Raw genomic sequence first — 24790 nt, forward strand, 5'->3', positions numbered from 1 at the left:
GTTAAACTATACGCTTGAATTTTAACATTAAACTGTCATCGTTTTTAACAAATGCACCGGCATTACGGCTTGAGCCGATATACAGCTTTTCCGCGAATCGGGAAATCCTGAATCAAACGTTCGTCAGTGAAGCCATATTCTCTCACCGTACCTTTTTTATAATCCTCACGTGACATATATCCACGCTCATCCAACCAGTAATCAAGCCTTTCTGCTGATTCTTGATAAGCTACAAACTCAAAGTTCTCCGTGATAACCTCCGGAAAGATAGTTTTCAGCACTTGCCATTGTTTCATACTACAAAGTTACCGATATTTAGTCATATTTTAACAACCGCTTTTTTACATTGACCCGAAATTTCAGGCGCAGTGATGTCGGTATTTATGTAGTTAAGAAAAATGTCGCAAAACCATTGAGGTTTTGCGACATTTTTCGTGATCCGGATGCGACTCGAACGCATGACCGTCTGCTTAGAAGGCAGATGCTCTATCCAGCTGAGCTACCGGACCGACCTTGTAGGTGAGAAATCGGTGAGGGGAGAAGTTTTTGTGAGGCAGGACTATCATGTGTCTGCGACTGATGGCCTATCCTGCGTTACTATTTCAATCCCTCTTATTTCTGTGGTGCAAAGTTAAGTATTATAATTGATTTTTACAAGTCAAAATTTAAAATCCGTTCAACTGTGACATTCGATAGGCTGCAAGGACGATCCGGCGGTAGAATGGGACACACGGATAGTCTGTGACGTGAGGATGGAGGCCGATTGCAGAATCAGAGCACTAAACGGGTCATATAGGTTAAGATGTGGATGGAGAGTTTTTGTCTTTATGGCCTGCGTTTAGTGACGGATTTTTTCAGTTTTGCGTTCAGCGGATCTGTATCTTGACAGGATTGTTTTTTAGTTTTTCCCAGTCGTGGAGATGTTTGAACCATTCAGCTGCGGTGTGGGGTGAAGCAGAGTCGCGGAGCGCACCTGATGTGAAGCTGTAACGTATCTCGCCATTTTTGTCGGGGCGTAGCAGAGTGAGGTAGTTGACATCATCCTCCTTGACTTCCTTGAGATTCACTGCAGGAACCCATATTCCAAGTCCGACGGTGTCGGAGATGTCAGCCATGCCTTTGTCAGGGACGTTTGATCCCCAGCTGCCTGCGAGTCCTTGGGGTGTGAGGAAGCCTTCGTTGTCAATGGCGAGTTTCTGCACACCGGTGCAGAATATGGAGTTGGGTTTTGCGCCGGTAAGTTTTATCTCCACGTCGTAGTCGCGGTGACGGTCATAGACGGTGTAACGCTGACGCATTTCGACGGGTTGACCGTTGTAGATCCAGCCGCGGTCCGACACTTCTATTATAGAGCGCACCGGACCGGTGGTCACAACGCGCTGCGAACGTGTCGTCACGGAGTCGATGGTCACGGGTGAGCCGTTCTGGTAGCCTCGGAACGATCCGAGTGCTACGGATGTTCCTGCCCAGAGGACGTCGCGTCCGTAGCCTTCCTCAAGCTGCTGGCGTGTGGTGTAGAAGCCGGTTTCAGCGAGTTCGAGGCGGGGAGTGTTCTTGGCATAGAGGTCAACGCTCTGGCGGTTGTCCATATAGACACGGATAGCGTTGTAGAGACCTTCGAGGACAGCTCCGTGGCCGTAGATGCTGCTATACATCTGGCGGTTGTCGGTATCGCCGGGGAAGGCGATGGCCTGAATCTTGGGGTATTTCTTGTTTTTGTCGTTAAGGCGGATGTAGGCGTAAGTGCCCGGTTCGAACGATGATGCCGGGAGGGCGTCGGAGGTCTCGATGCGGTAAGTCTCGGTGGCGTTTGGCTTGAGATCGACGAGAAATACGAGTTCGTCGGCACGGCCGTCGTCGTTAAGATCGTCGAGCTGCCATGCTATTTCCGGATGACCTTGGATAGTCACGGAGTTGACTTCCTTGCCTTTCTGACTTAACGGTACAGTGACGGGAACGGCTTCGCGGGCCACGTCGATCGGGTTGCTTACGGTGACGGTAAGTGAGAGTAATAGTGAAAGCGCGAGCATGGTTGAGTTGGAGGTTTTGTTTATTATATTTAAGGTATGTGAATGCTGATAGGTGACGGACCGGAGGAAAGGATGTGGAGTTGTCGTTTTTTCTCCGTCGGTGTCAGAGATTGTGGTAAAAGATAAGGCCGCGGGAGCAGTGTCCTCGCGGCCTTCTGTGGGATTTTTCTTTTTGTGATTGGGCATATCGTTGCCGCAGGGCGGATATGCATTTTCTCTCTTACGTGTTTCGACGGGCCGCCGTAGAAACCGGGACAAATTTTTTTACTGTCCGAGGTAGGCTTTGAGCAGGTGGCTCTTCTGGCCTTTGAGACGGCGGATCGCTTTCTCCTTTATCTGACGGACGCGTTCGCGGGTGAGGTCAAACTTCGCACCGATCTCCTCAAGGGTCATTTCCTGACATCCGATGCCGAAAAACATTTTGAGGATTTCGCGTTCGCGGTCATGGAGCTGCTTGAGGGCGCGTTCCACTTCTCTCGAAAGTGATTCCTGAGTGAGCGTTGCGTCAGCCATAGGAGAGTCATCGTTGGTGAGGACATCGAGAAGGCTGTTGTCCTCGCCTTCGACGAAAGGAGCGTCAACGGAGATGTGACGGCCTGAAACCTTGAGCGTATCGGCGATCTTATCGACGGGAACGTCAAGCTTTTCGGCGAGCTCCTCCGGAGAGGGGCGGCGTTCGTTCTCCTGCTCGAACTTCGAGAGGGCTTTGCTGATCTTGTTGAGTGAGCCTACCTGATTGAGCGGCAGGCGCACGATGCGGCTCTGCTCGGCGAGGGCTTGGAGGATGGACTGGCGAATCCACCATACGGCGTAAGAGATAAACTTGAAACCACGGGTCTCGTCAAACTTCTGTGCTGCTTTAATCAAGCCGAGATTGCCTTCGTTGATGAGGTCCGGGAGGCTGAGTCCCTGATTCTGATACTGCTTTGCAACTGATACAACGAAGCGGAGGTTGGCACGGACGAGCTTGTCGAGAGCTCTTTGATCTCCCTGGTGAATGCGCTGTGCGAGCTCAACTTCCTCTTCGACGGAGATGAGTTCTTCTCGGCCTATTTCCTGAAGGAATTTGTCGAGCGACGCGCTTTCACGGTTGGTGATTGATTTGGTGATTTTTAATTGTCTCATGTTCTACTGATAGCAGATAATTCGTGCAAAGGTAGCAATTTTTTTGCGCATACCAAAATTAAAAATGGCAAAATAGACGCGTCTGTCCGCGTCTTAATGCGTTTTTAGTCGAAAAGTTGCTCCTAAACTGCGCGTGGAGTGGGAAAAATGAAAATTTATTCGTAACTTTGCAATCCGAATCATATAACAAAGAACCGGCGAATTGAGTTCGGTCCCAAAGGCTTCCGCCTGCGGGGACGTGCTCGGCAGGTTCGATTAAAGTCAATATCTAAATCCTGCATGGAGTCAAAAAAAGTACTTTTCATCTCTCAGGAAGTATCACCCTATCTCCCTGACACTTCAATGTCTGTCCTCGGTCGTGAGATCCCTCAGGGTATTCACGGCAGGGAATTCGAAGTGAGGACTTTCACGCCTAAATACGGCTGTATCAACGAGCGTCGCAACCAGCTTCACGAAGTGATCCGCCTGTCGGGCATGAATATCATTATTGATGATGCCGACCACCCCCTTATCATCAAAGTGGCCACGCTCCTGCCATCGAGAATGCAGGTCTATTTCATTGACAACGACGATTATTTCCAGCCTCTTCCTGAAAAGGGACTTGAAACCGATCTGCTTGCCGCCGACAATGATGAGCGAATCATGTTCTTCACCATGGGTGTGGCCGAGACTGTCAAGAAGCTCCGCTGGCAGCCAGCCGTGATCCATTGCAGCGGTTGGGTATCGGCACTCGCTCCGCTCTATCTGCGCCGCAAGTATGCCGACGATCCCACATTCCGTGACTCGAAGATCGTCTATGCCCTCCAGCCTGAGAAATTCGAGGGGACGCTCGATCCGCGTTTTGCCGAAAAGCTCCTCATGAATGACTTTACCGAGGAGGACATCGCGGCTCTCGGCAAAGATCCGGTGGATTTCGCAACGCTCAACCGTCTCGCAATCGACTATGCTGATGCCGTCATTCAGGTGACTCCTGATGTCGATCCGGCACTTGTGGAGTATGCCCGCAATTCCGGAAAGCCCTTCCTGCCCTACGAAAATGATGAGGGGCGCGTCGAAGCCTATACGGATTTTTATCGTTCGCTCATCGGTGAGGAAGAGGATTGACCACGCGTTCGTCTTCCACATCATGCAAACCATTCAGAAGAATTATTCCGTTCAGATTAAATGAAGAATCTATTCCTGCTCTCCGCCGGTCTTGTCGCCGCGATGGCCGTTGCCTCATGTGACGAGGTCACTTCAACTGCCGGAAGTAGCCTTGTTCAGGATCAGGTCGAAATCATCATCGACTCAACGTTTACTGTCTCAGGTAAGGCCGTCATCAATGACCTCGTGCAGTCGCGCACGGTCTTGCAGCTTCTCGGCCGTATCGATGCACAGGGCTATGGCTCTCTTTCAAGCGACATAGTCTGCCAGTACATGCCGTCGAACTACGTGGATACAATAGGCGTGAAGCCTGATTATATCGACTCCGTGAAGCTCGTCCTCACGATGTTCAAGGACGGCTTTGCCGGTGACTCGGTTGTCCCTATGGGTGTCTCGGTCTATCCGCTCACCCGTCAGCTCACGTCGCCCATCTACAGTAATTTCAATCCCGACGGATATTACGATGCTTCGCGTCTGCTCGGCTCGACCACATACTCCGGTCTGATAGACGGAGCAGATGGTGTTGCCGCCGACAATTCAGGCAATATCTATAAGGATATCTATGTGACTCTCCCGCGCGAATTCGGCGTGGCACTCTACAATCAGTTCAAGACTGACGAGAACACTTTTTCGACCCCGCAGGCACTTGCCAAGTGGTTTCCGGGTCTCTACATAGCCAATTCGTTTGGATCGGGTCGTGTCACCCGCATCGTCAGCAATATGATCAATGTATATTTCCGCTCCGTGCAGCCGATCCCCGACACTGATCCGCAGCGCGACACGGTGCTCTACGGTACGGGTACATATCTCGCGGTGACTCCGGAAATCATCACCAACAACAATATCGCCTACAAGATGTCGGAGAGTCTTAAGCAGCGTGCATCCTCCGGCGAGGCTCTGCTTGTCGGTCCTACGGGCTATGACGTAGAGTTTACTTTCCCTGCACGAGAAATCATCTCACGTTACAAGGCTCAGAGCAACGATCTGTCCGTCATCAATTCACTTACTCTTTCCATACCTGTGGAGGAAATCGAGAATGATTACGGTCTGACACCTCCGCCTTACGTCCTGCTGGTGAAAAAGAAGGATAAGGAGAAGTTCTTCTCAGGCACTCAGATCAACGATAACATTTCGTCGTTCTATGCCTCGTATAACTCAACGGACAAATCCTACACATTCTCAGCGATGCGCGACTATCTCATGGATGTCATGTCGCATGACGAGGTCACTGCGGAGGATGAGGAGTTCGTGATCTGTCCGGCACTTGTTTCATTCTTCGTCAACAGCAGTAATAACTATTATTCGTATTATTACGGTACGACCACTTCGACCACTGTCAGCTCGATCACTCCTTACGTGACCGAACCTGTCATGGGCAAGCTTGATTTTGAGAATGCAAAGATCAACTTCACATTCACCAAGCAGACCATCAGCAAGTGACCGTAGCTTCTGAAGGATCTGTGCCCGGATTGATGAATGATTTTTTTAGGACATATCCCTACGAAAATCGGAAAAAATCATTAACTTTGCAGTCGTAAAAACTGAAAGATCCCGTCGCTGACAGATCTTGATGATATTAAGCCGCAATAGCTCAGTTGGTTAGAGCATTTCATTCGTAACGAAAAGGTCGTGGGTTCGAGTCCCACTCGCGGCTCAAAAGAAAAACCAATCCATTAAGGGTTGGTTTTTCTATTTGTATATTTTTGAAGGTGTTGATCTTATGTAATTCCTAAAAAGTTGCTATCCCCGATCGAAATATTAAAAAAGTTAAAATATTTTGTATAATAAAACATTAATCCTATCTTTGCATTACTATAATTGGCAGGTAAAGCCTGAATAAAGAGTGATAAGTGTCATAAGTGTATTTTGAATACACCTCTTTCAGGGTCTGCCTTTTTTTATATCTATACTTCTCATGGCTTCAAATGTATATCTTGATGAAAGTGGTGATTTAGGTTGGGTTCTTGATAAACCTTTTAGAAATGGAGGTTCAAGCAGATACCTGACCATAGCTTTTGTCGTATGTCCAGCAGAGAAGAAGCACTTGCTGCAACGAATAGTTGTGGATATGTATAGACGTAAGAGGTTTGATCCCAAACAAGAGCTTAAAGGTAATAACCTTACTGTTCCTGATAAATGTTTCTTTGCTGAGAAGGTAAGGAAACTTGTCAGTATGAACCCTGATATTTCAGTCGGAGCGATTACTGTGAACAAAAGTAAAGTCAGACAGCATATCAGAGAGGATTCTAATAAACTGTATAATTATATGATCCGTCTTGCAGTTCTTCCTGCGATAAATGGTCATGAACTAGTAAATCTCATACGAGATAATAAAACAGTAAAAGTTAAGTCCGGAAATAGTTTGATTGATTATTTACAGACGGTATTATGGTTTGACTATGATAGTCATACTAAAATTAAAGATATTCCATCTGATAGCAAACGAGTTAAGAATCTCATATTCATTGATTGGATGAATAATTTAATATGGGGGCGGTATGAGGATAATAATACTCAACCTTATGATATTCTTAAAAATGTAATCACATCTAGGAAGCTATTTTTTTGAGTCTTCATCGTCTTGTACTGGACTAAAAATAGCATGGACAGTTGATGTATATTCTTGGCGATTTCACTTATTGCCTGCGAGGATTGAAGATTTTTATTGAAAGCAAGAGAATGCGATGAGGATCGATTATCAGTGATAGTATCTATAGTTTTGGCAAAAGCTGATTATCGAAATATCCTTAGGCGAAATATCCCTCTTCGTGAGGTTTTTCTAAGGGGACTAAAGTAGTATCTGTGGATTCCAGTATATTGGGGATCAGGTCTATTACGATCGTAATATGAGGCAGAGTTAGTGTGAGATGTGACAATCATCGGGTCATTGCCGTTTTGTACTGCCTTCGTGAATAGGTCCATTATCTCATATTTATTACCGAAATTAACATTGGGCCGTCTCAAAATTTCAGAAACTATCTGACTGATTGAATTATGATAGATGATAAAAGTATTGTCCGCATTGCAAGTGATATTTCTGAACTCACAGTTCCCAAAGAATACAATAACTGAATAAATTGGAATGCCGGGATTTTGAGGCAGGTTTTGTCTGATAGCCTGAATGTGGGCTGCATTCTGCATAACCGGATTATAAAAGCGATACTTTTTCGTGCCGTATGCTAATAACTGAGTCCAGTATTTCTGATGCTCGTTTCCAAAAATCCAACCGCTATAGTCCTTAACTTCAAACACGATAAGACCCGCTCTTGTTGCGACTACTACATCTACTTGCGTATATTCACCACTTCGTTTTTGAATATATAAGTTATGAAAAATTGCTTTCGGATTGATGCCTTCATTCAATAAATCCTGTACCACCTGACGTTCCGCCCATTCCCCGCAGTTAATGGGCGAAATCGGTATAAAGGGTTCTTGTTCAGACGGTTCTTGTTCAGGAGAGTTTACAGGGTTATCCTGTCCAGTTGGCTTTGCAGGATTCTCTCGTATAGTTAGCTTTACAGGGCTCTCTCGTACAGTTGGCTTTGCAGGACTGTTCCACTTTACATTCTTTGTAGTACTAACTCGTTTTCTTCGTTTTACATGGATGATATACTCAATACCAAATATTAGACAAATTAAGAATAATATTGAACCAATCAAAAATATGGTAAGCTTGAATGGTATAGTAGGCATGACTTATGATTCGAAGGTTTTAGGGGGAATCTTATAAGAGGATTGAATGATGGGATAATTTCTATTTGAAAGCAATTACAGGAATAACTTTTGTAGTTATACCATCATAATATTTATAATTACCAATTTGCCTTGCGCATTTTCCTTTAGGAGCTTTCACTATTTGGTTATTATAAAAATTACTGCCTTCCTGAGCTAATATGAGAACTTCTAAGTCAGAGGTGAATACATATCCCGAAATAGCATCTCTAATTTCCAAAGCAATAGCATCCCCTGAATCCAAAACTTTTTGAACTTCAAAATTTTTACGACTAACACAGTCTCCCGGCTTATCAAATAATGTTATTCCAGAATTATTTGTGGTAGAAGCAGCTTTGGCTGATCTTGATATTTCTACGTCATCAATGATTTTAACGGCAGGTACTGTTTTCTCTATTCCGGCTTTTGTTGTGTATCTGAAAGTTCCTACCCGTTGAGCACGCTGACCGTTTTTAAGAACGATTGTTTGGTTATCGTAGAACTGTTGACTCTCATCAGGTATTATGAAAACAGTCGCATCAAAAATATCATCAGCATCGGCTAATGCATATCCTGATTCTGATACTTGGAATATCTTAAATTGTGAGTAATCCATATACTCTCCCGGTTCCTCAAACATTTCAAGTCCGGTAATGCCATGATTATTAGATAGACTAATGCCGTATGCAAAAGCAAATGTCAGTATAATTCCTGTAATTACACCGAGTAGATAGACAAGCCATTTTTTCATGATTGATAATGAATAATCTTTATTTAATTAGTCAATAAGGTTAATTTCCCAAATAAAAGGTATGATTTATAATGTTGATTGCTGTTAGGAGCAATACGACCGAGACCAAAAATTTTCTCATTTACTACTTCATACCAATGACCCTTTTAGTTCCATTTGAGCCGTTAATTATGCAGAAGCGTGGAACTGCAATGCCACGTTCTGAATTGGAGGTCGTAGGAAAACCTAATGAGCAGATGTAGTAATAGCAGCCCACGCCATAGCGTGAGAACCACTATGCCATCTTTGCTCATTTGAAAATTTCCTACGTTCCCAATTCACAAGATAAGCATAACGCTTCTTTTTAGTCCATAATGTCTTTGAAAGAGTTGCCTCAATCCAAATGCAAATATAGTGAAAATTCCATAAATATACTTTGATTACAGTTAAAAATCGGAATTTAAAGATTTATATCTTCTTTTTTGTAGCTTTATTGTTCCTTAATATATTCAAGAACGTGATTTTACGGCATTAGGAGTATATAGTGTGTGACCGGCCGGTGAGGGGGAGGGTTGAACTATCTGTCTGGCTACGTTGTTTTTACATTAAAACTAAACCTCATATTATCTTAATTATTATGAAGAAGATTTTATTATCATTGATAGCCCTAATAGGACTGTCGGCCGGGGCTTCTGCCATGAGTCTGAAAGAAGCATTCTCGGCTCTTTCAAATCTGCAGAACATCACAGTAAAGACTCCGGACTATAATCTGCCGGTAGTGGCTGACGTTGTGAAGGACGGCCAGATTGCCGCAGGATATAATATGAACCAACAGCAGGTCTATGAGACCGCCACAGCGGCCTACACGGTGCTGAATCAAGTCCCGTTGGCTTATATGATCAACGGTGGCAATAACAATCAGGTTGCCGCTTTCGTCTATGCCTCGCCTAAGGGTGACGGAATGAACGATGTGCTGATCGTCGTCATGAGCGGTTATAAGGGATCGGTCGTGTCGATGTTCGGTACGATAGACGATGCCGCCAAGGAAGCAATTCAGAATGCCCAGTTTGAGATGCAGGGTATCAATCTGAATATGAACGCTACGATGGCCGACGGCAGTGAGTTCAACATAACGTTGAGCAAAGCCAGATAGCGTACAATGATTAAACCTCTTTTTTGGGGGGAGTATAAAATAGAAAATGAGCGATGGTGTGTCAATTAGCGACTCACCATCGTTCATTTTAGAATCATATCAGTAATGATCCTTATCTTTTTCTGAGTTCCCAGCAGGCTACGGCTGCAGCCGCTGCGACGTTGAGCGAATCGACACCGTGGGCCATCGGGATGCGCACAGTGTAGTCAGCCTCTTCAATTGTCTTTGATGCGAGTCCATCGCCTTCTGTACCCATGACTATCGCCAGACGAGGTTCGGTTCGGAGTACAGGATCGTCAAGAGATATCGACTTGTCGGTGAGAGCCATAGCCACGGTTTTGAAGCCATAGTCTTTTAGACTGCTGACAGGACCATCGAGCCAAGCCCAAGGAACTTGAAACACCGTGCCCATCGACACCCGCACGGCGCGCCTGTTGAGCGGGTCACACGACGAACGTGTGAGGATGACGGCATCCATGCCCAAGGCGGCAGCCGAACGGAATATAGCTCCGATATTGGTCGTATCGACAACGCTGTCGATCACAACTACGCGGCTTGCTTCGCGCAGAAGATCCCCGGTGGGGCAGAACGGTTTTCTGCGCATGGCTGTAAGCACACCACGGGTGAGAGTATAGCCGGTGAGCGAGGCGAGGAGAGAGCGTGATGCCGTATAGACGGGGAGGTGGGGATACATTTCTATTATGTCGGCAGCGTCACCGCTGATATGCTTCTCCTCGCAGAGTAGCGATACGGGTTCATAGCCGGCCGCAAGTGCCACACGGATCACCTTGGGGCTTTCAGCGATGAAGATTCCCTTCTCAGGTTCGAGACGGTTACGCAGCTGTGCTTCGGTCAGTGAGGAGTAGCACTGCACTTCGGGATGGTCAAGTGAATCGATATGTATGACAGGCATTAATGTAAGATGGCTTGGATATAGTGTTAAAAACAGTGCAAAATTAAGTCTCGACGACCGATAATCCAACAAAAATATATCAAAAACAGGAGTAAATGTCAGATTTCACGCGAAATCTCCGTATCTTTGCACCCTGAAATCATTACTGATTCTGATTTTACATATTTTTCATTGGACCGGTTATTGTTGGCGCAGGCAGTGTCATTCAGTAGAAAAGTCTGCAGCCCGACGAAAAGTCCATTAGAACTAACAACCTATAAATATGGCTTATAATCTTTTGAAAGGAAAGCGCGGTATCATTTTCGGCGCGCTCAATGACATGAGTATCGCGTGGAAAGTGGCTGAGAAAGCTGTTGAGGAAGGCGCGACCATCACTCTGTCAAACACTCCCGTAGCAGTCCGCATGGGTGATGTCAGCAAGCTTGGCGAGAAACTCGGTGCTGAGGTGATCCCCGCAGATGCCACCAATGTCGAAGATCTCGAAATGGTGTTCGAAAAGTCTATGGAAATCCTTGGCGGTAAGATTGATTTCGTGCTTCATTCGATCGGTATGTCGCCCAATGTCCGCAAAAAGCGTCTCTATGACGATATAGACTACGATCTTCTCAACAAGACGCTCGATATCTCGGCTATATCGTTCCACAAGATGATTCAGGCAGCAAAGAAGCTTGATGCCATCGCTGACCACGGCAGCATCGTGGCTCTGAGCTATATCGCAGCACAGCGCACAATGTTCGGTTACAATGACATGGCTGACGCCAAGGCTCTTCTTGAATCGATCGCACGTAGCTTCGGCTATATCTACGGTCGTGAGAAGCATGTGCGTATCAACACAATTTCGCAGTCACCCACCCAGACCACTGCAGGTAGCGGCGTGAAGGGTATGTCGTCACTCATGGACTTCGCCAACCGTATGTCGCCCTTAGGCAATGCTACCGCCGACGAATGTGCCGACTACTGTATCGTTATGTTCAGCGATCTCACCCGCAAGGTGACCATGCAGAATCTCTTCCATGACGGAGGTTTCTCAAGCATGGGTATGAGTCTCCGCGCAATGGATCAGTATGAGAAGAGTTTCGATCAGTATCGTAACGAGGACGGAACAATCCAGTACGGTTAAGAAACCCGTCTTAATGATTTAAGAATCCCCGGAAAGAGTCAGATTATGAGTCTCGTTCCGGGGATTTTTGTTATGCTTCGCTGTCAAATATCCTGTCGAATATATCGCGGAGAAGATCGCTGTCGGCTATAATGGCGTGCAGTTTTCTGAGGCGTGCCGTGTTGTCGCTCCACGGAAGCCACACGCGCAGATAGCCATCAGGGCCGTATTTGTCGGTGAGGTGTGAGAGCGTGCGTTGATAATGTCCCTCGCGATCAAGTTCTGGATAGTTGGCGAGGCCATACTGGACGGTACGGCGGATGATGGTTTCAGCATCGATGAAACGATCGGCGTCCGCAACGATTTTTCCGTAATCGCTCCGCGGAGCTGTTTTTCCTGAAGCGCGATGATCCTCTACGGCTTGTTTCATCACTGCGATCATATCGGCGGTGAAATGCTTGCGGATGAAACTATCGGTTTCAAGTATCTTACCGGAATCGATATGATGATTCTCCCGCCCATTGACCAGTCCGAGATCATGGAAAGCAGCTATGCAGTAGATCATTTCGGGATCGAGTTCCGGAAGACCATCGGCGAGTTTCAGGCTTTGTGCTATCACCATTCTTACATGATCCCTACGGTGGGCTTTGTCGAAACTGTCATAGCGCGGAATGATTTCACGTTCGATGTAGTCGATGATATCAGGCTTTATACCTTTTATTATCGGAATCAGGGTTTCGAATGATGAGATCATATATGTAGGGTGGGCGGACAGCAGTTCCTCGGATTTCCCGTTTCCGTAGGTCACGGCGCAGGTTGCCGTACCGGCAGAATTTCCCATCTGTATATCGACCGGCGCATCTCCTACGGTTATGGTCTCGGCTACTTCCCATCTGCAATGGCCGAGTATGGTAAGGACAGGTTCGGGGGATGGCTTTCCTGTCCGTACATCATTGCCGCCTATGAGCATAGAAAAGTAATCGGCAATTCCGAACAGATTGACGTATTCATCAAGCGATTTATGACTCCTGCTGCTCGCTATGGCCATGTTGTGGCCTGTATCATGCAGTATTTTCAGGGTTTCGAGAACTCCGGGGAAACACTGCACGTCAAGCGGACGTTTGAGTTCGTCAAAAATACGGCGATAGGTTTTCGGAAAGTCAGTGGCTGCCATCTCGTTGCCCGGCCAAAGCACCGCCGGTATTTCTTCAAGGCGCAGACCTATCGTCAATGTGCATTCAGCGTCGGAGCGCGGTGGCAGTCCAAGTTGGCGCACGGTAGCTTGCATTGTAGCCACGATCAGTGGGGTGGTGTTGACCAACGTCCCGTCGAAATCAAAGATTATGTTCTTGTATTTTCCCATTTCTAACAGATTTTGGAGTTATGCCGTATTGTCGTTATGGCTGTGGATGTGTCACCATTATGTATGTGATCTGGAGGACTATCTGTATGAAAAGAACACTCAGGACATGTAAGGTGAACAGGAGTCACCCGTATGTCCTGAGTGTCGATTTTTTTGTCTGTGCTTAGGGTAAAGCAGCAGACTGTTTCAGTGAGATGTTTGGCCGTTACAAGGTGATTTTATCCCGGTCAAACATTCGAGCGTTACTTCGGCAGGTTGAAAGCAACTGTCATTTCCTTCATCTGCTCGTCGCTCATGCCGTCAGGCTCGAAGCCCATGTTCTTGGCTGCGATGTAGATAAGGGCAGACTTGTTAAGCACGTCAATCTGGTCGAAGGCTGCCATGACATCTTTCTCTACCGCAAACACGCCGTGTTTCTCCCAGAGGGTTACGTCATAGTCGCCGAGCTCCTTGATGGTTGCTTCTGCAAGTTCGTTAGAACTGGGGAGCTTGTAGGGGATGATGCCGAGACCGCGGGGACAGAAAGCTTTTGTCTCTGGAATCATGCTCCAAAGGAGGTTGGTTGCCACGTCTTTCTCAAGGAACTTCTTGCAATGGCTCATTGCAACGAGTTCAATAGGATGGGTGTGGACCGATGCCTTGTAGTCAGAACCCTTGGAGATGAGGTAGTTGTGGACTGCGAGGTGTGAAGGAAGCTCTGAAGTGGGTTTCACAGGTTCGTCAGCGATGATCTCATAGTGTGCGCAGTCATCGGTGATACGGATTACAGATCCGTTTTCCATAGGACGGCGAGCGAGGTCACGCATACGCTTGTTAGTACCTTTGCAATAGAAGTAGCAGCCCTTGAGTTCGGGAAGAGTGAGGCCGATAGGGGTAGCCGGAGCGATAGCGGGCATGTTGCGGATCTCATCATCGACATGTTCGGTGATGTTGACTGTGATATTTCCGCCGTTGCGTTCGGCCCAGCCTTTCTGCCAGAGATAACCGGCTACTTCAGCTACTTTTTCAACTTCGTCGCGCAGAGCGGGACGATTGTCCAATATTGATGCCATGATTGGTAATGGTGAATGAATTTGTTTGTTGATCAGATTAACTGTGGAAGGAAGCAGGAGACGATGAGCACCACGATGCCAATGACAAGCACTGTGATGGTTTTCGGCGAGCAGCCTTTCCACTCTTTAAGGATGATGCCCCACACGTTGGAGAACACAACGTTGAGGGCCATAAGGATACAGAATGAGAGGGTCATCAGTGTCGGCGAGTCTGTAAGGAAACCTTTGCCGAGAGCGAGTCCGAAGAACTGACTGTACCAGAGCGCACCTGCAAGCAGACAGAAGAGAAGATTGTTGGCGAGGACACCGCCCTTGGTGTAGTCGCCCCAAGTGTGGTTCCTCTGATTCTGATAGAAACAGTAGATGGCGTTGGTGACAAATCCGCCGAGCGTCACGAGGAACGTTGCGGGAAGAGTCTTGTACATGTCAGGGGTAAGGTTGCCGAAATTGATGCTGCTTCCGAATTCAAGGCCGACGTTGAAACATCCGCTCATGAAGCCCGCAAGCAGTGCGATGGTGATACCCTTGGGGAAATTGAAGTCCTTGACAGCGGCTTTCTTCTCCTCCTCGCTGAGCGTAGCGGCTTTCATCGAACCGGCTACACCGATGATGGCGATACCGATGAGTGTGACTATTACACCGAGGATCACTGCGAATGTCAGCTGTGAAAGCGGATCATTTTCAGGGAAGAAGATGTTGAGCAGGACGGGACCCATGATGGTTCCGAGTCCGGCGCATGTGCCGAGTGCGATTGACTGGCCGAGTGCCACGCCGAGATAGCGCATTGAAAGGCCGAATGTGAGTCCGCCGACACCCCAGAGTGCTCCGAAGAGGATGGTCATCCAGATGTTGAAGGACTGATCGGCAGTAAAGAGTTCGCAGAGCGAGTGTCCGGCCGGGACGGCGAGGAGTGCGCCAAGGAAGGGTAGGATTAACCATGCGAACACACCCTGTACGATCCAGTAGCTTTCCCAGCTCCAAGATTTGATCTTGTTGATGGGAACGTAGCAACTCGACTGGCAGAATGCACCGATGGCAATGATAAGTAAGCCTATGAGGATCATAGTTGGTCAGAGGATATATTAGTATAGAGTATAAAGTATAGAGTATAGATAATAGTTAGTTTTGCTCGTTTCTGAGAAGTGACTCTCATCTATACTCTATATTTATTCCTCTATACTATATAATTACTACAGAGGATTACGCTTATCGTTTAGAAGTTACGTCGCGTTCGTAGCCTTCCACTTCAGTGATGTATGTTTCGCCGACGGGTACATTGTTCTTGAGGCAGAACATGTCATAGACAGCGTTCCAAGGAAGGTTCTTGCACTCTTCGAGGAGAGCGAGACGCTGGAACTTCTTGTCCTCAAGCTCATACTTGCGGAGGGTTTCGGTCGGTTCGAGGAGTGCGCGGAGCATGCACTTCTGAGCGGCACGGCTACCGATAACGTAAGCACCGATACGGTTGAGAGTACCGTCGAAGTAGTCGAGACCATAGTGAACACGGTTGAGAGCACCTGCACGAACGATTTCGCTGAAGAGATCCATAGTGGGATCATCCATGATGGTTACATGGTCAGAGTCCCAACGGATGGGGCGGGAAACGTGGAGCATAAGTTCAGGAACGAAAAGAAGCATGGCTGACACCTTGTCGGCTACGCTTTCGGTCGGGTGGAAGTGACCGGTATCAAGAGTGATCATCATGTCATTCTTGGCAGCGTAGGCAGTGTAGAAGTCGTTTGAACCTACGGTGTAGCTTTCGAGACCGATACCGAACACTTTTGATTCAACGCAGTCCTTCATCCAGTCATAGCGATGTTCGAAGATCTGATCAAGTGAGTCCTTGAGGAGTTCGCGGTACATGTAACGGTTAACGGTGATGTCCTTTGAACCGTCGTGAACCCAAGTGTTCATGATACAGGGATCCTGCTGGGCCTCACCCATTGCCTGAGCGATTGCGCGGCAACGCTTTGAGTGCTCGATCCAGAAATCACGGATACCCTTGTCAGGGTTTGCAAGACTGAGGTCGCCGCTCTTCGGGTGAGAGAATGAAGTGGAGTTGAAGTCGAGTTTGATGTCGTTTGCTTTACCCCAGTCGATCCAGCTCTGGAAGTGTTCAACTGTACATTCGTCACGGTCAACGAACTTGTTGCCGAAATCACCGTAGATCTCATGGAGGTTGAGGCGATGCTTACCGGGGATAAGGCTCATAGCGTAGAGGATGTCGGCACGGAGTTCGTCGATATTGCGTGCCTTGCCGGGATAGTTACCGTTTACCTGAATGCCACCGGTGAGTGAACCGCCCTGATTTTCGAAACCGGCTACGTCGTCGGCCTGCCAGCAGTGCATGCTCAGGTGGAAATCCTGCATCTGGTCAAGAACCTTGTCGGTATCTACACCGATTGCTGCGTAACGTTCCTTGGCGAGTTCATACGCCTTCTTTACAGATTCTTCTTTCATAATTAATAAGGTAAAAGAGTGAATTAGATAATGATTGTTGTTTTTTTGTTTGTTTCTTATCGTTTAAGGCTTATCAGGCTTTGTGGGGCTCGTAAGTCTTTGTTTCAGTTGAATTTACTGCTACACGACGCATTTCAGTGATGTCGCTGACCTTACCGTCGGCACGGAGCTGTACGAGTACATTGCCGAGAGCGGTGCTCTCCGAAGGTCCTGCGACAACAGGAATACCGATGGCATCGGCAGTGAGCTGCATGAGATGTGCGTTCTGACATCCGCCACCGATCACGTGGAGAGTGTTGATATCATTTGGCGCGAGTTTGCGAAGCCATTCAAGCACTTCCTTATAGCGGTTGGCAAGGCTGCGGAAGATAACGCGCATGAAATCGGCTGCAGTTTCGGGGACGCGCTGGCCGGTCTTGCTGCAGTATTCCTTGATGGCCTCTGTCATTGACTTGGGATTTGCAAATGCAGGATCGTCAGGATTGATGATACTGTCGATATCCGAGGTTGTGTAGAGGGCACAGAGGTCAGCGATGTTTTCGGGAGCGTCTTTTAGCTCGGTACGTGAACGTTCGAGAAGCCAGAGACCGCAGATGTTCTTGAGGAAACGGATCGAACCGTCGATACCGCCTTCGTTAGTGAAATTGTAACCGAAAGCATCTGAATTAATGATCGGGGTGGGGGATTCCACTCCGAGGAGCGACCACGTACCGCAGCTCAGGTAAGCGAATTTCTCATCCTTGGCAGGAACGCCGATCACTGCTGACGCAGTGTCGTGTCCGGCTACGGCTACGACGGGAACAGGGCCAAGTCCGGTAGAGTGCTGGACACCGGGAGTAAGTGTGCCGATCACGTAGCCGGGATTCACGAGTTTACCGAAGCGATCGGGTGTCAGACCTGCTTTTTCAAGAAGCTCTGCATCGAGTTCGCCGGTAGTGGGATTGAGGATCTGTGATGTTGAAGCAACGGTGTATTCCGTGACGGCATTTCCTGTGAGCATATAGCTGAGGGCATCGGGCATGAACAGGATCTTATCAGCTGTTTTAAGTGCGTTGCCTTCCTTTTTGCTGAGGGTATGGAGCTGGAAGAGTGTGTTGAAGTCCATGAACTGAATACCGGTCTTTTCATAGACTTTCTCGCGTGGCATTTCCTCACAGAATTTATCTACCGCACCGGTTGTATGCGGGTCACGGTAACAATAGGGGAGACCTGCGATAGAGCCATCGGCATGGAAATAGGCCACGTCACAGCCCCAAGTATCGATACCGATCGAGCGCGCTTCCGCACCGATCTCACCGAGTTTGACCGATGCATTGCGCAGGCCGGTGAGCACTTCGTTATAGAGTCCCGGAAGATTCCAGAAAATATTATCTCCGATGGGGAGCATGGGATGCTTGAAACGATGAATTTCTTCTGTTTCAACTTTCTCGCCGTCAAATGAGGCGAGGATTACTCGACCGCTTGTCGCTCCAAGATCGACCGCGATGTAGTAATTCTTTTCATCTGCTTTCATGGGGTTGAAATTATGATTGGTGGTTATTAACTATCTGTAAAATAATATTTTAATTGATGTCTGTGGGATTGGTTGACGTGGCAATTGTCGCCTCTTTGATGTCGCCTTCGGGTTTTATCCGCAGGATGACCTTTCCCGGAGTGCGTGACGAACGCATTATCAGGGCTGCTTTGCCTTGAAACATACGGCGTGTCTGTCCGACGGTCAGCTCCTCGGAGTTGATATCGCCGTTGATCACACCTACGATCTCCGCCGGTCCTTCGACTTCGAAATCAAGGCTCTGCATGGCATCGGGGACTATCCGTCCACGCGAATCAACAGCTGTGATCCTGACATGCTGGAGGTCCTGACCATCGGCTTTCCACTGCGGATTGTCAGTCTCGACCAGAAGTTTCACCGGCTTTCCAGCAGTCTCGATCCGGTGGCGCGCTACGGGAGTTTTCTGTCCGTCGCGGTAAGCCACCGCTTCAAGAGTGCCTTTATTATAAGGTACGTTTTCCCAAAGGATGCGGTTGCGCTCTTTTGAATCATTGCGGTCGTTACGTTTGCGTCCGAGGCTCTTTCCGTTGAGCAGAAGCTCGACTTCATCAGCATTGGTGAATGTGCGTATCCGGAGTTTTGATCCGTCCTTACGATTCCAATGTGAGGAGTAGGACGTTGTCCCTACGGTTATGCCGTTCCATTCGGAGTCATCATCCGAGTCCTCAACTGCTATATGGACAATAGGTTCATCCGGCTTGAAGAAACTGCGGAGGAAGTAGGCCATAGGTTTTGGTTCGAGCGATATGTCAAACACACCTTGTGCCCATCCTTTTGCTGGCCAGCCCTGCGATTCACCGAGATAGTCGATCATTCCCCAGTAAGCAAGTCCGATCACGCGGTCAAGATCCATGTCGAAATAGTTCGGACCCATGCCGGAGGTGTTGGCTTCGCTCTGATAGAACATCATGTCGGGAAAGCGGCGTGAATCGCCGGGGAAATACATGTAGCGGTAATTGTACGACGCGATATCGGTGGCGAGCGCAAGCGGTGCGGGCAGGCTGTCGGTGAAATGATTGCGTCCGCGCGGATGCATAGCCACAGTGGATGGACGGGTACCGTCAAAATTGTCAAGGAGCATTTTCTGCAGACGGTAGGGGGTGACGCCCCAGTCATTGTAGGGGAGATCGCTTATCATCTGGAGTTCGTTGCCGAGACTCCACATCACCACCGAAGGATGGTTGCGGTCACGCCGCGCCCACTCCTCAACGTCGTGTTGCCACTGATCGGTCCAGTCTTTGCGGTCACCGGCATACTGGCGTTTCCATTTGTCGTAAAGTTCATCTACGACAAGTATGCCATAGCGGTCACAGAGATCAAGAAACGATTTGCTGTAGGGGTTGTGTGAGGTACGGATATGGTTGAAACCGAAATCTTTCAGGAGCTGAATGCGTTTTTCCATCGCGCGCGGATAAGCGGCTGCGCCGAGGGCGCCGAGTGTGTGGTGGTTCGCAATACCTTTGAGCAATACCTTACGGCCGTTGAGCTTCATGCCGAATTCAGGAGAAAATTCAATGCTTCTGATGCCGAAATTTTCGGTAATGCTGTCGGCCACTTTACCGTCCTTCCCGATAAGGGAGAGCGAGAGGGTGTAGAGATTAGGATTGTCAGTGTCCCAGAGAGCCGGTTTTTCGATGAGCACGCTGTCGATGTCGAAGTGACGTATGCGCTGACTGCGGTAGTTGCGGATTTTGTTTACGTGGTCATATATCACCGAACCATCAGGATTTTTGATTTCTACCCTTACGGACAGGCTGTCGGGACGATGACGCGATGCAATCTCCGCTTCGATTTTAACGGTGGAGAGATCCTCGCCGACCACCGGGGTGGTTATTTTAAGTGGATTGCGTACAAAATAATGATTCTTGTCAGTGACGATAAGGTTGACATCCCTGAAAAGTCCTCCTCCGGTGTACCAGCGTGAGTTTTCAGGCTTACCTGTATCGGCTTTTACAGCCACGACATTCGGCTGTCCGTAGTTCAGCACTCCGGTCAGATCCACTTCTGTGCCGAGATATCCGTAGTCAGTACTCCCAAGACGCTTTCCGTTGACATATACGTCGCCAGTCAGCATTATACCTTCAAAGTCCAGTATGACGCGCTTCCCTATCCATGATGAATCGGGTGTGAACGTCTTTCTGTACCATCCTGTGCCCATCTCTTTGAAACCGCGCGGACTCAGACGGCTTTTGACGTTGGCCATCTGATTGCTCATGTCGGGACGTTCGTCGGCCGACGGCTCCACCCACTCCTGTGAAATCTGGAAGTCGTGGGGTAGGTTTACGTCAATCCACCCGGCGTCATCGGTCAGTAATGACTCGGCGGCGGGTGGATTGCCGGGATGGAATTTCCATCCGAAGTTCCATGTCTCTGTAGTCCGACCTGAAGCCGAAGCACAGAGACATGTGATGAGCAATGTCAGTAATAATGAAGGATTAGACAATAATTTCATTTACTCTTTTCGCTGAGGTGGAGAGTCTGCTTTTTATCCAACAGTGGTGTGCAGAGTGTTTCGGATAAGTGCGGGGACTTCCGTGATGGAAACTTATTTCTCGCGCATGAACACATTGATCGGTGTCCCGTGGAAATCCCAGTTCTCACGAATCTTGTTCTCAAGATAACGTCTGTATGGTTCCTTAACCCATTGCGGGAGGTTACAGAAGAATATGAAAGTCGGGATGGGAGAGCCCTTCAGCATAGTCACATACTTGATCTTGATGAATTTGCCCTTGTTTGCGGGTGGCGGATATGCGGCGATGGCCTCCTGCATGACAGTGTTGAGCTGTGATGTCGGGACGATTCGGCGACGGTTTTCGCACACGTGCAGGGCTGTCTCAAGCACCTTGTAGATGCGCTGCTTTGTGAGTGCTGACGCAAAGATGATGGGGAAATCGACAAAGGGAGCGAAACGCTCGCGGATAGCGTCCTCATAATGCTTGATGGCTTCTTTGGACTTGTCCTCGACGAGATCCCATTTGTTGACCACTACCACAAGACCCTTCTTGTTGCGTTGGATAAGCGAGAAGATCGACACGTCCTGCGACTCGATGCCGCGAGTCGCATCAATCATGAGGATGCAGACATCTGAAGCTTCGATGGCACGGATCGAACGGATGACGGAGTAATACTCGATGTCCTCGTTGACCTTGGTCTTTTTACGGATACCGGCTGTATCGACAAGGTAGAAGTCGAAACCGAATTTATTGTAACGGGTATAGATCGAATCGCGTGTAGTACCGGCGATATCGGTCACGATGTGACGTTCTTCGTCGATAAAGGCATTGATGATCGACGACTTTCCGGCGTTAGGACGTCCTACGATGGCAATCTTGGGTATATCGTCGAGCTTTTCCGCTTCATCCTCATCCTTTTCAGGCATTTTCTTGACGACCTCGTCGAGAAGGTCACCCGTACCGTAACCGCTCACTGCCGAAACGCCCATCGGGTCTCCGAGACCGAGGCTATAGAAGTCGGCAATGTTGTAGATCGAGTCACCGCTATCTACTTTGTTGGCCACGAGTATCACGGGCTTGGTCGAGCGACGGAGGATTTCCGCCACCTGATCGTCGAGATCGGTAACACCGTTGGCGGCATCGACCACAAAGAGAATTTCGTCGGCCTGCTCGATGGCAAGCTGTACCTGCTTGTTTATTTCGTTTTCGAAGATATCTTCGCTGTTTACAACCCATCCGCCTGTATCGACAAGTGAAAATTCCTTGCCGTTCCAATCGACCTTGCCATACTGACGGTCACGGGTAGTGCCCGCCTCGTCGTTGGTGATGGCTGTGCGAGTCTGGGTTAATCTGTTAAAGAGAGTGGATTTGCCCACATTAGGGCGTCCCACTATAGCTATCATTTGTCCCATACATTGATCATTAATGGTAAAGGCATAAGAATGTGCCTTATGCCTTGCAAATTTAACCAATCATTTCGTAATTCGCAACAAAAATCTATTAAACGATGGTAATTTGTATTGAAAACAAACATTTGGTTAATTTATATTAAATTGCTGAATATTCTTATGTAAATATTTGGAGAATACTCTGATGGATATTACTTTTGCAACAAGTTTTTCATGGTATTAGATTTAAGGTAAAAAAGTTATTCGTCGTGATGACGAGTAATTTTTTTTGCCCCGAAATTTTTTCGGGGCTTATTATCAACAGGTCTTACCTTCAAGATAAGGATTGAGACGATGCCAGTCAGCGATAGGCGGCATTACTCCCATTTCGATAACCTCATCACGAAGCTTGCAAAGGTGCTCATAGCTCTTTTCAAGCTCTTTTTCTTCTTCAGGAGTTCCCTTTACAGGTTTGCATTCCACACCGTTCTTGCCGATGGTGGTTTCCATAGCCATCATGATGTGTTTGAAACGGTCGTTGTTGACGTATGTTCCGGCCGGCCAGCGGAAAGGCTTTCCACCCATAGCGGCGGCGATCATTTCGATTGACAGATAGGCAGGACTCTGGAATGAAGAACGTCCGCGCAGTTCGATTATCTTCTTTCCTCCTTGAATTACGCGTTCCTTGAGTGCGATCCAGTCCTCAAGCGGGAGCTTCGGTGTGCCGATTATATCGACGAGCGGTTTGCCATCCACAGTGGTTGTAGATGCGAACACAGCCATCTGCTCGCCATGACCTCCGTAGGTACGGCTGTTGACAATCTCGTCAGCGGGGACTTTGAGGTATTTTGAAAGCTCGCTTCTCAGACGTGTGCTGTCAAGCGCGGCGAGAGTAGTAACCTTTGAGGGTTCGAGACCGGAGTAGAGAAGAATGATGAGACCGGTGATGTCGGCAGGATTGAAGATCACCACAATGTGTTTCACATCTGGACAATACTGCTTCACATCCTTACCGAACTGTTCGGCAATCTGGGCATTGCCTTTGAGAAGATCCTCACGTGTCATGCCTGCCTTACGTGCGGCACCGCCTGACGATACAATGTATTTCGCATCCGTGAGAGCCTCTTTGATGTCAGAGGTATAGGTGATGTTCACACCCTCGAATCCGCAGTGAGCCAGCTCTTCGGCCACACCCTCCAGTGCAGGACCGTATGGGTCATAGAGGCAGATGTTAGGAGTAAGATGCATCATTACGGCTGTCTGGGCCATGTTTGATCCGATCATGCCGGCTGCACCGACGATGGTCAGTTTTTCATCAGTTAAAAATTCCATGATTTTTTTATTTATTGGATTTGTGTTATATGTCGTTGTCTTATAAGGTTTGTTCATGAGTGTTTTGACGCGGCCTCCATCTCAAGGAATCCGTTCATGAAATAAACGTAAAATCATATCCAAAAGTTGATTCCAAAGTTAGTTTTCCTCTTGCCATCTCAAAAAATCCTAAATTTATTTTTATTTTTTTGAAAAAGTTTTTATATCTTTGCCTCGCTTAAAAATCAACATATTTAGATTTATTAAGCACTACATAATTAAAAGCGTCATCAGCTTTGTCTATTAGGCATCTTTGAACCTGAGAAACTCAAAACCAGCTATAGATACGGCATAGGATGATGGCTACGGGTATGGAATAACTGTATCCCAAGTGTGCATAGAGGATTTTAATCCTCAGGCACACTTTTAGGTTACTATTTGCATACTTTGTGGGCTTCACTCTACTCGTTAACTGGTAAAGGTAATCTCAGGACCTAAAGATGCAAGACGAGTACGGTGGATGCCCACGTATTTTAATATTGTAGTTATAAAAATTAAGTATGAAAGTAGCTTTAATGGGTATCTAAAGCGTTAACTTAATTTTTTATGAGTGCTGCAGAGTATAATGCAATTGTAAAAAAATATATCGCCTCTAAATTTTTTGGTGAGTTAAAAACACAGTTGGAAGTCTTAGTTGATGCAATATCTTCTGTTTCAGGAAAATATGTATGGTATAATGGCTATAAAGACGAAGAAGATAATGAGGCTGTTATAGAACATTTGGAGAGAGTATTTGCCTATGAACTTTATTATCAATGGCGTAAATTGATGGATGACAATTCGTCAGACTTAACATTAAATGGTGAAATATCAAAGGAGGTATATGATGATATAATTTTAAAACAAACGACTTTTTATTTCCCGGATATGGTTTTACATAAAGGACAGGAAAACAAAGATAAACAAATGATAGTTTGTGAAATAAAAAGGAAACATTCATTTAATCCAAATAAATTTAAGAAAGATATTGAAAAGTTATCATGGTATATAGATGAGAAGCGATTTTCTGCACCATTTAAATGTGGGGTATTCATACTTGTAGGCTATCATCTTGGTGAATGTTGGAGCAAAAATTATTTGGATACTATAAGGGAAATTAATATAACAAGTGAGTGTACTAAAAATATAATATGTATGTACTATGAAGCTAATAAGGGATCATCTAATAAATTGGTAATATCTACATTATATGATTTGATTAATAATCCAAATGCATTAACTGATAAATTAAAAAAATAAACCAATTG

General features: G+C 47.2%; 20 protein-coding genes, 2 tRNA genes and 1 pseudogene. 7 read left to right on the forward strand and 16 right to left on the reverse strand.

The features are described from left to right. Nucleotides 1–62: 62 nt before the first annotated feature. The 4 genes from K2G41_RS04015 to K2G41_RS04030 form a co-directional block, all read right to left on the reverse strand. Entirely contained in the window at nucleotides 63–296 is a 234-nt protein-coding gene (locus K2G41_RS04015; RefSeq protein ID WP_300114809.1) for a hypothetical protein, read from the reverse strand. A 139-nt stretch (nucleotides 297–435) separates the two neighbouring features. After that, nucleotides 436–509 (reverse strand) — tRNA-Arg (locus tag K2G41_RS04020). Between the two features lie 357 nt (nucleotides 510–866). Further along, a complete protein-coding gene (locus K2G41_RS04025) occupies nucleotides 867–2216 on the reverse strand; it encodes a DUF4861 domain-containing protein (protein ID WP_300114812.1) in 1350 nt (449 codons plus the stop codon). Nucleotides 2217–2294: 78 nt separating this feature from the next. Further along, nucleotides 2295–3155, reverse strand: coding sequence for an RNA polymerase sigma factor RpoD/SigA (locus tag K2G41_RS04030; protein ID WP_300114816.1), 861 nt, complete (start codon nucleotides 3153–3155; stop codon nucleotides 2295–2297). Nucleotides 3156–3434: 279 nt separating this feature from the next. Here K2G41_RS04030 and K2G41_RS04035 point away from each other — a divergent pair, with 279 nt between their 5' ends. The 4 genes from K2G41_RS04035 (at nucleotide 3435) to K2G41_RS04050 (ending at nucleotide 6867) form a co-directional block, all read left to right on the forward strand. Further along, nucleotides 3435–4259, forward strand: coding sequence for a glycogen/starch synthase (locus K2G41_RS04035; protein ID WP_300114818.1), 825 nt, complete (start codon nucleotides 3435–3437; stop codon nucleotides 4257–4259). A 60-nt stretch (nucleotides 4260–4319) separates the two neighbouring features. Further along, entirely contained in the window at nucleotides 4320–5738 is a 1419-nt protein-coding gene (locus K2G41_RS04040) for a DUF4270 family protein (protein ID WP_300114821.1), read from the forward strand. A gap of 140 nt (nucleotides 5739–5878) precedes the next feature. Continuing rightward, nucleotides 5879–5952: transfer RNA gene (locus tag K2G41_RS04045), tRNA-Thr, on the forward strand. A gap of 261 nt (nucleotides 5953–6213) precedes the next feature. Continuing rightward, nucleotides 6214–6867, forward strand: a complete 654-nt coding sequence (locus tag K2G41_RS04050) for a DUF3800 domain-containing protein (protein WP_300114824.1) — start codon at nucleotides 6214–6216, stop codon at nucleotides 6865–6867. 164 nt (nucleotides 6868–7031) lie between these two features. On the opposite strand, the gene K2G41_RS04055 is transcribed toward K2G41_RS04050, so the two are convergent. Further along, complete coding sequence (locus tag K2G41_RS04055) at nucleotides 7032–7991, reverse strand: nuclease-related domain-containing protein (protein ID WP_300114827.1); 960 nt, start codon at nucleotides 7989–7991, stop codon at nucleotides 7032–7034. A gap of 61 nt (nucleotides 7992–8052) precedes the next feature. Continuing rightward, a complete protein-coding gene (locus K2G41_RS04060) occupies nucleotides 8053–8760 on the reverse strand; it encodes a hypothetical protein (RefSeq protein ID WP_300114830.1) in 708 nt (235 codons plus the stop codon). A gap of 616 nt (nucleotides 8761–9376) precedes the next feature. Here K2G41_RS04060 and K2G41_RS04065 point away from each other — a divergent pair. Then, nucleotides 9377–9892, forward strand: coding sequence for a hypothetical protein (locus K2G41_RS04065; RefSeq protein ID WP_300114833.1), 516 nt, complete (start codon nucleotides 9377–9379; stop codon nucleotides 9890–9892). 112 nt (nucleotides 9893–10004) lie between these two features. Here K2G41_RS04065 and K2G41_RS04070 read toward each other — a convergent pair whose 3' ends face one another. Continuing rightward, on the reverse strand, nucleotides 10005–10805 hold the full coding sequence (locus K2G41_RS04070) for an RNA methyltransferase (protein WP_300114836.1): 801 nt from the start codon (nucleotides 10803–10805) through the stop codon (nucleotides 10005–10007). A 262-nt stretch (nucleotides 10806–11067) separates the two neighbouring features. On the opposite strand from K2G41_RS04070, the gene K2G41_RS04075 reads away from it, so the two are divergent. Continuing rightward, nucleotides 11068–11925 (forward strand): enoyl-ACP reductase, encoded by an 858-nt coding sequence (locus K2G41_RS04075; protein WP_300114839.1) that lies wholly within the window; start codon nucleotides 11068–11070, stop codon nucleotides 11923–11925. A 70-nt stretch (nucleotides 11926–11995) separates the two neighbouring features. On the opposite strand, the gene K2G41_RS04080 is transcribed toward K2G41_RS04075, so the two are convergent. From K2G41_RS04080 to K2G41_RS04120, 9 genes and pseudogenes are all read right to left on the reverse strand, one after another. Next, nucleotides 11996–12658, reverse strand: a complete 663-nt coding sequence (locus tag K2G41_RS04080) for an HD domain-containing protein (RefSeq protein ID WP_300114915.1) — start codon at nucleotides 12656–12658, stop codon at nucleotides 11996–11998. Further along, nucleotides 12653–13267, reverse strand: a pseudogene (locus tag K2G41_RS04085) (HAD-IA family hydrolase); the annotation flags it as partial. The gene K2G41_RS04080 and the pseudogene K2G41_RS04085, both read right to left, overlap by 6 nt. A 242-nt stretch (nucleotides 13268–13509) precedes the next feature. Beyond that, entirely contained in the window at nucleotides 13510–14319 is an 810-nt protein-coding gene (gene rhaD, locus K2G41_RS04090) for a rhamnulose-1-phosphate aldolase (RefSeq protein ID WP_300114842.1), read from the reverse strand. A 32-nt stretch (nucleotides 14320–14351) separates the two neighbouring features. Beyond that, nucleotides 14352–15383 (reverse strand): L-rhamnose/proton symporter RhaT, encoded by a 1032-nt coding sequence (locus K2G41_RS04095; protein WP_300114844.1) that lies wholly within the window; start codon nucleotides 15381–15383, stop codon nucleotides 14352–14354. Nucleotides 15384–15525: 142 nt separating this feature from the next. After that, on the reverse strand, nucleotides 15526–16782 hold the full coding sequence (locus K2G41_RS04100; RefSeq protein WP_300114918.1) for an L-rhamnose isomerase: 1257 nt from the start codon (nucleotides 16780–16782) through the stop codon (nucleotides 15526–15528). Between the two features lie 70 nt (nucleotides 16783–16852). Then, a complete protein-coding gene (locus K2G41_RS04105) occupies nucleotides 16853–18292 on the reverse strand; it encodes a rhamnulokinase family protein (protein WP_300114846.1) in 1440 nt (479 codons plus the stop codon). 49 nt (nucleotides 18293–18341) lie between these two features. Then, on the reverse strand, nucleotides 18342–20783 hold the full coding sequence (locus K2G41_RS04110) for a glycoside hydrolase family 2 TIM barrel-domain containing protein (protein WP_300114849.1): 2442 nt from the start codon (nucleotides 20781–20783) through the stop codon (nucleotides 18342–18344). Between the two features lie 93 nt (nucleotides 20784–20876). Continuing rightward, nucleotides 20877–22196, reverse strand: coding sequence for a ribosome biogenesis GTPase Der (gene der / locus K2G41_RS04115; protein WP_300114852.1), 1320 nt, complete (start codon nucleotides 22194–22196; stop codon nucleotides 20877–20879). 294 nt (nucleotides 22197–22490) lie between these two features. Continuing rightward, the gene (locus K2G41_RS04120; RefSeq protein ID WP_300114855.1) at nucleotides 22491–23504 is read right to left on the reverse strand and encodes a malate dehydrogenase; all 1014 of its coding nucleotides are present in this window, start codon (nucleotides 23502–23504) and stop codon (nucleotides 22491–22493) included. Nucleotides 23505–24089: 585 nt separating this feature from the next. Here K2G41_RS04120 and K2G41_RS04125 point away from each other — a divergent pair. After that, nucleotides 24090–24782, forward strand: coding sequence for a hypothetical protein (locus K2G41_RS04125; RefSeq protein ID WP_300114857.1), 693 nt, complete (start codon nucleotides 24090–24092; stop codon nucleotides 24780–24782). Nucleotides 24783–24790 lie beyond the last annotated feature (8 nt).

The organism is Duncaniella sp. (assembly GCF_029056165.1).
In the GTDB taxonomy this organism is placed as follows: domain Bacteria; phylum Bacteroidota; class Bacteroidia; order Bacteroidales; family Muribaculaceae; genus Duncaniella.

Bases quoted from the DNA above. Each gene is read 5' to 3' on its own strand.
- K2G41_RS04080 (WP_300114915.1), bottom strand. From the start codon at position 12,658: ATGATCTCATCATTCGAAACCCTGATTCCGATAATAAAAGGTATAAAG.
- K2G41_RS04105 (WP_300114846.1), bottom strand. From the start codon at position 18,292: ATGAAAGCAGATGAAAAGAATTACTACATCGCGGTCGATCTTGGAGCG.
- K2G41_RS04110 (WP_300114849.1), bottom strand. From the start codon at position 20,783: ATGAAATTATTGTCTAATCCTTCATTATTACTGACATTGCTCATCACA.
- K2G41_RS04055 (WP_300114827.1), bottom strand. From the start codon at position 7,991: ATGCCTACTATACCATTCAAGCTTACCATATTTTTGATTGGTTCAATA.
- K2G41_RS04025 (WP_300114812.1), bottom strand. From the start codon at position 2,216: ATGCCCAATCACAAAAAGAAAAATCCCACAGAAGGCCGCGAGGACACT.
- K2G41_RS04040 (WP_300114821.1), top strand. From the start codon at position 4,320: ATGAAGAATCTATTCCTGCTCTCCGCCGGTCTTGTCGCCGCGATGGCC.
- K2G41_RS04070 (WP_300114836.1), bottom strand. From the start codon at position 10,805: ATGCCTGTCATACATATCGATTCACTTGACCATCCCGAAGTGCAGTGC.
- K2G41_RS04030 (WP_300114816.1), bottom strand. From the start codon at position 3,155: ATGAGACAATTAAAAATCACCAAATCAATCACCAACCGTGAAAGCGCG.
- K2G41_RS04035 (WP_300114818.1), top strand. From the start codon at position 3,435: ATGGAGTCAAAAAAAGTACTTTTCATCTCTCAGGAAGTATCACCCTAT.
- K2G41_RS04075 (WP_300114839.1), top strand. From the start codon at position 11,068: ATGGCTTATAATCTTTTGAAAGGAAAGCGCGGTATCATTTTCGGCGCG.
- rhaD (WP_300114842.1), bottom strand. From the start codon at position 14,319: ATGGCATCAATATTGGACAATCGTCCCGCTCTGCGCGACGAAGTTGAA.
- der (WP_300114852.1), bottom strand. From the start codon at position 22,196: ATGGGACAAATGATAGCTATAGTGGGACGCCCTAATGTGGGCAAATCC.
- K2G41_RS04065 (WP_300114833.1), top strand. From the start codon at position 9,377: ATGAAGAAGATTTTATTATCATTGATAGCCCTAATAGGACTGTCGGCC.
- K2G41_RS04050 (WP_300114824.1), top strand. From the start codon at position 6,214: ATGGCTTCAAATGTATATCTTGATGAAAGTGGTGATTTAGGTTGGGTT.
- K2G41_RS04095 (WP_300114844.1), bottom strand. From the start codon at position 15,383: ATGATCCTCATAGGCTTACTTATCATTGCCATCGGTGCATTCTGCCAG.
- K2G41_RS04125 (WP_300114857.1), top strand. From the start codon at position 24,090: ATGAGTGCTGCAGAGTATAATGCAATTGTAAAAAAATATATCGCCTCT.
- K2G41_RS04015 (WP_300114809.1), bottom strand. From the start codon at position 296: ATGAAACAATGGCAAGTGCTGAAAACTATCTTTCCGGAGGTTATCACG.
- K2G41_RS04120 (WP_300114855.1), bottom strand. From the start codon at position 23,504: ATGGAATTTTTAACTGATGAAAAACTGACCATCGTCGGTGCAGCCGGC.
- K2G41_RS04060 (WP_300114830.1), bottom strand. From the start codon at position 8,760: ATGAAAAAATGGCTTGTCTATCTACTCGGTGTAATTACAGGAATTATA.